At 61.3% G+C, this 5,120-nt stretch carries 8 protein-coding genes; 5 read left to right on the forward strand and 3 right to left on the reverse strand.

The window, feature by feature from the left end:
- From AYR66_RS06725 to flgA, 3 genes are all read right to left on the reverse strand, one after another.
- On the reverse strand, positions 1-440 hold a 440-nt coding region (locus AYR66_RS06725; protein ID WP_088709647.1), incomplete at its 3' end, for a flagella synthesis protein FlgN.
- A gap of 6 nt (positions 441-446) precedes the next feature.
- Positions 447-752 carry a flagellar biosynthesis anti-sigma factor FlgM gene (flgM, locus tag AYR66_RS06730; RefSeq protein ID WP_088706879.1) on the reverse strand — a complete coding sequence of 102 codons (306 nt, stop codon included), beginning with the start codon at positions 750-752 and terminating at the stop codon, positions 447-449.
- Positions 753-859: 107 nt separating this feature from the next.
- The gene (gene flgA / locus AYR66_RS06735) at positions 860-1,564 is read right to left on the reverse strand and encodes a flagellar basal body P-ring formation chaperone FlgA (RefSeq protein WP_088706880.1); all 705 of its coding nucleotides are present in this window, start codon (positions 1,562-1,564) and stop codon (positions 860-862) included.
- A 170-nt stretch (positions 1,565-1,734) separates the two neighbouring features.
- On the opposite strand from flgA, the gene flgB reads away from it, so the two are divergent.
- From flgB to AYR66_RS06760, 5 genes are all read left to right on the forward strand, one after another.
- On the forward strand, positions 1,735-2,151 hold the full coding sequence (gene flgB / locus AYR66_RS06740; protein ID WP_088706881.1) for a flagellar basal body rod protein FlgB: 417 nt from the start codon (positions 1,735-1,737) through the stop codon (positions 2,149-2,151).
- Between the two features lie 2 nt (positions 2,152-2,153).
- A complete protein-coding gene (gene flgC, locus AYR66_RS06745; protein WP_088706882.1) occupies positions 2,154-2,558 on the forward strand; it encodes a flagellar basal body rod protein FlgC in 405 nt (134 codons plus the stop codon).
- An 11-nt stretch (positions 2,559-2,569) separates the two neighbouring features.
- Positions 2,570-3,241 carry a flagellar hook assembly protein FlgD gene (gene flgD / locus AYR66_RS06750; protein WP_088706883.1) on the forward strand — a complete coding sequence of 224 codons (672 nt, stop codon included), beginning with the start codon at positions 2,570-2,572 and terminating at the stop codon, positions 3,239-3,241.
- A gap of 36 nt (positions 3,242-3,277) precedes the next feature.
- Positions 3,278-4,501, forward strand: coding sequence for a flagellar hook protein FlgE (gene flgE, locus AYR66_RS06755; RefSeq protein ID WP_088706884.1), 1,224 nt, complete (start codon positions 3,278-3,280; stop codon positions 4,499-4,501).
- Positions 4,502-4,551: 50 nt separating this feature from the next.
- On the forward strand, positions 4,552-5,120 hold a 569-nt coding region (locus tag AYR66_RS06760), incomplete at its 3' end, for a flagellar basal body rod protein FlgF (RefSeq protein WP_088709648.1).

The raw sequence follows: 5,120 nt of genomic DNA on the forward strand, positions 1-5,120 counted from the left end.
GCCGACTGGCCGTTGGGACCGTACATGGCGCCGCCTTGCGGTGCACCGTGAAGGATGTTCAGTGCCGCCTGGGTGCGGCCGAGGTGCTGGCCGATCAGCAGGCCATTGACGCGGTTCAGTTCTTTCGCCTGACGGGCGAGGTCCAGCAATTCTTTCCACGACTTGCCGGCCACGGATGATCCGGCGGCGCTGTCCACCCATTTCTGCATGCCGGTTTCATTCGCATCGAAACCGGCGCTGCCCAGCGCCTTGTGGCGGATCTGGGCCAGTTCGTTCATGCGGACGACAATCTTTGTCTTTTCTTCGGTCAGCTTCGGCAACGCGTCGACGTCGGCGTTGATCAGGGACTCCTGTTCCTGCTTGAGCAGGGCGAGCAGGGAGTTTGCTGCGCCAATCTCTTCTCCGAGGTTTTGCGCCAGGTTGTGACCGAGGTTCTGCATGAAATCTTATGCCTTGCGAGTGCGGATCAGGTCGCTCACCGTGTCGAGCAATCCATTGGCGACTTTCTCTGCGTCAACCTGGAATCGGCCCTCGGCGATCGCGGCCTTGATCTCTTCCACCTTCTTGGCGTCGAATACGCTGCTACCGCCCATCTGGGTGAGCGATTCCAGCTTCGACGACAGGTGTACCTTGCCGGACTCGGCCGGTGCCTGGCTGACGGCACCCGCCTTGTCGGCGCCTTTGCCCGCGCGGGCCGGCGTTGTATTTACGCCCAACCCCGCAGTCTTTTTCAGGGAGTCATCGATTTTCACGGCAATTTCCTTGGCTGGTTGGTCTTCTACTGCTTGTCATCATTCTTATCGACCTGATTTACAGAAACTTTAGCACCTAATCGAGTATTCCTGAAAAAGCATCGTTTTCAGTATGTTACTTCCACCACGCCCCCGGACCTGGCCACGCCACTGACGACCTGGCCGGATGTGGTGCGGGCCTGTGCGACCTGGCCATCCGCTGCATTGTTCAATGCTTTCGCTTCTGTAGACACGCGGAAGCCGGGTCCGTTCGATACCACGCGCACGGTTTGTCCCTGTTGGACGGCTTGCTGTGCGCGCAGGCTGTCGTTGCGCAGCGGCGTGCCGGCTGCAAGTGATGCGGTGACGGTCTTGCCTGCGGCCTGCGCTGGATCCGTGACGATCCCGCTCGGCAGGGCGGTGAGATCGCCTTTTGCTTTGGTGAGGTCATTCAGGGTGACTGTCTGGCCCTGTGCCAGCGGGGCGGCCGTGACGACGTATTCACCGATAACTTTAACTGTTGCGCTGACGTAGATTGTCCACGGTGCTGGTGCAGTGCAGCGGACGCCGACCGTGGTTTTCCCCCATACCCTGCTTCCCCCGGGAAGGAAAGCCTGCGGCGCCGCACAAGTAGCCAGGTTGGTGCGCGCATCGACCTGGCCAACCGTTATTTCCACCTCGCCGGGCAGGCCGGAGGACTGGGTGCGCAGGAATTGTTCGACCGTATCGCGGATCGCCGCCGGGTCCTGGCGCGCCTGCTGCGCATGCGCGGTGCCCGCAGCCAGGTTCAGGGCGGCGAGTAGCAGGGGCAGGATGGTGGAAGGGTATTTCATCGCAGGCTCAATGGTAGCGGCCGGCGGAAGGATTAAAAGCCTGAATAGGGCATGCTTTTTTTGTCTTATTGTTCGATCGGGGTGACAGGGCGCTTCGTATCATCAAGCCTACATTAATCCATCATCGGCTCAGATTGTCTTTTTGCCAATGGTGTTTTCCGGGGATCTCCATGATCGGAAAGCTCGACGAGGCCTTGCACTTCCAGCAATCCGCGCTGCGCCTGAGGGCAGAGCGGCAGCAGTTGCTGGCATCGAACATCGCCAACGCGGATACGCCGAACTACAAGGCACGTGACATCGATTTCAGCGCTGCGCTGAAGCAGGCTGTATCGACGGCCGGTGCGCCCGCCGACGGCGGACTGACCACGACCGCACCGGCGCATATTCCCGGCAAGGCCGCGGGAATGACGGCCAGCGGCGTGCCGGTACTTTACCGTAACGCGGCGCAGGGCAGTGTCGATGGCAACACGGTCGACATGGATGTCGAGCGCAGCCAGTTTGCGGACAACGCCCTGCGCTACGAGGCGGGCGTCACATTTGCGGCGGGACAGCTCAAGAAGCTGCTTGCCGCGGTTCAGGGGCAATAATCATGTCGCTTTTTAATATCTTCAATGTGGCGGGCTCCGCGATGAGCGCGCAAGGCCAGCGCCTCAATACGGTGGCCAGTAACCTTGCGAATGCCGACAGCACGACCAGTGCGACTGGGCAGACCTACCGCTCCAAGCAGGTGGTGTTCCAGGCGGTGCCAACGGCCAATCCCGCTGCAGCGGGCGTCAAGGTGCAGCAGGTGGTCGAGGATCCGTCACCGCCGAAAATGGTGTACGACCCCAAGCATCCGCAGGCGGACGAAAATGGTTACGTCGCCCGGCCGAATGTGAACGTGGTCGAGGAGATGGTGAACATGATTTCGGCATCGCGTTCGTACCAGAATAACGTCGATACCATGAATGCGGCGAAAACCATGCTGCTCAAGACGCTGACCTTGGGTCAGTAAGGAGGTACTGAATGACAACCGTCCAGCCAAACAAGGCTATCGACGACCTGATGGCGGCCATGAATCCTGCCAAGAAGGCGACACAGTCCACGTCGGATGCGGCGCAGGACCGATTCATGACCCTGCTCGTGACGCAGATGCGTAACCAGGATCCGCTCAACCCGCTGGACAACGCGCAGGTGACGAGCCAGCTCGCGCAGCTGTCGACGGTGACCGGTATCGACAAGCTGAATACGACCATGCAGTCCCTGATGAGCAGCTACCAGACGGGGCAGGCAGTACAGGCGGCAAGTATGATCGGCCATGGCGTCTTTGTGCCGGGTTCCACGATCGAGCTGACGGAAAGCAAGTCGGTATTCGGCATCGAGTTGCCGGCAGCGGCGGACAACATCAAGGTCACGGTCACCGATTCGAAAGGCGCTGTGGTGCGCACCATCGACGTCGGCAGCCAGAAGGCCGGCATTGTGCCGGTGGCCTGGGATGGCAAGACGGATTCCGATGCGGTTGCCCCCGACGGGAATTACACCTTCAAGGTGAAGGCAACGATGGGCACGGAAAAGATCGATGCGACCGCACTGTCGTTCGGCACCGTAGGTAGCGTGAGCTCGAATGCGCAAGGCGTGAAGCTGAGCCTGCCGGGTATTGGTGAATTCAATATGACTGACGTTCGGCAGATCCTCTAAGCCCGACGCCGAATAGCCTGAATCAAGGAGAATCAAATGAGCTTTCAACAAGGTTTGAGCGGTCTGAACGGCGCGTCGAAGCAGCTGGAAACGATCGGCAACAATATCGCCAACGCCAACACGGTGGGATTCAAGTCGGCAGTGACCCAGTTCGCCGACGTCTATGCGAACTCGCTCAGCGGCACGTCCGGCCTCGGCACCGCCGGCATCGGTACCCGCGTCTCGCAGATCGCGCAGCAGTTCAGCCAGGGCAACATCACGGCATCGAACAGCTCGCTCGACATGGCCATCAACGGCGGCGGTTTCTTCCGACTGAACAAGAACGGCGCGATCAGCTATGCGCGCAATGGCCAGTTCCAGATCGACAAGGATGGCTATCTCGTTAGCGCGGATGCTGGGCGCCTCACTGGTTTCGTCGCCAGCAATACAGGTGTGCTCCAGACCGGTTCGCCGACTGACCTGCGCATCAGCACCGCCGACCTGGCGCCGAAGGAAACCGTGGAAGTCGAGGCGCTGCTGAACCTGGATTCTCGCGCGACGGTCCCGGGCGCATTCAATGCCACCGATCCGACCACGTTCAACAACTCGACCTCCGTGACGGTCTTCGACAGCCTGGGTAACTCGCACGTCGTGCAGCTGTACTTCCGCAAGACGGCAGCCAATGCATGGGATGTGCATGCGACCAGCGCCACCGGCACGATCGCTGCCGGTCCTGTCGCGTCCATCACCTTTGACTCCGCGGGTAACCTGGTGGGCGGCTCGCCCGGCAACATCAGTATCGCGTTGACCAACGGCGCCGGCACGCCGATCAATGGCGCGACCGGCATTTCGCTGGACTTCTCGAGCACCACCCAGTTTGGCTCCGCGTTCGGCGTCAACTCGCTCACGCAGGATGGCTTCGCTTCGGGCCGCCTGTCCGGTTTCAATGTCGGTTCGGACGGAACGATTACCGGTCGTTATACCAACGGCAAGACGTCTACGCTCGGACAGGTCGTGCTGGCCAACTTCAGCAATCCGAACGGCCTGCAACCGCTCGGCAACAACCAGTGGGCGGAATCAAACGCGTCCGGCGTGGCGCTGGTCGGCGCGCCGAACTCGGGCCGCCTCGGCCTGATCCAGTCGTCGGCAACGGAAGATTCCAACGTTGACCTGACCGCCGAACTGGTGAACATGATCACCGCGCAACGCGTCTTCCAGGCCAATGCGCAGACCATCAAGACGCAGGACCAGGTCCTGCAGACGCTGGTGAACCTGAGGTAATGGAGCGAATGATCGATGCGGGCGCAGGCCTGCATTGATGGAGGATACGAATGGATCGGCTGATCTACACGGCGATGACCGGCGCGAAGCATATCCTGGAACAACAGGCCAATACTTCGCACAATCTTGCAAACGCGACCACAACCGGATTCCGCGCGCAGCTCGACTCGTTCCGCGCGGTCCCGGTGATCGGGCAGGGCTTGCCGACGCGCGCCTTCGTGGTCGACGCCACGGTCGGCAGCGACTTTACGCCGGGTCCCATCCAGAACACCGGGCGCGCCCTCGACGTGGCCGTGCAGGGCAAGGGCTGGATTGCAGTGCAGCTGGAAGACGGCTCCGAAGCGTATACCCGCAACGGCAGCTTCAAGATCAGCGAGAACGGCGTGCTGCAGACGCAAGCCGGCATCAATGTCCTCGGGGATGCGGGGCCAATTGCCATTCCGCCGGATGTCTCGCTGACGGTGGCCAAGGATGGCACCGTCTCGGCCATCACCACGGTTGGCAAGCCTGGAACCGCCACGCCGCTCGGCCGCATCAAGCTGGTCAATCCGCCGGAGGAGTCGCTGGTGCGCGGCGACGATGGCCTGTTCCGGCTCAAGGGAGGCGGGGAGGCGGATGC

Origin of the sequence: Noviherbaspirillum denitrificans (genome assembly GCF_002211445.1) — a bacterium.
Lineage (GTDB): Bacteria > Pseudomonadota > Gammaproteobacteria > Burkholderiales > Burkholderiaceae_D > Noviherbaspirillum > Noviherbaspirillum denitrificans.

Bases quoted from the DNA above. Each gene is read 5' to 3' on its own strand.
- flgA (WP_088706880.1), bottom strand. From the start codon at position 1,564: ATGAAATACCCTTCCACCATCCTGCCCCTGCTACTCGCCGCCCTGAAC.
- flgB (WP_088706881.1), top strand. From the start codon at position 1,735: ATGATCGGAAAGCTCGACGAGGCCTTGCACTTCCAGCAATCCGCGCTG.
- flgD (WP_088706883.1), top strand. From the start codon at position 2,570: ATGACAACCGTCCAGCCAAACAAGGCTATCGACGACCTGATGGCGGCC.
- flgE (WP_088706884.1), top strand. From the start codon at position 3,278: ATGAGCTTTCAACAAGGTTTGAGCGGTCTGAACGGCGCGTCGAAGCAG.
- flgC (WP_088706882.1), top strand. From the start codon at position 2,154: ATGTCGCTTTTTAATATCTTCAATGTGGCGGGCTCCGCGATGAGCGCG.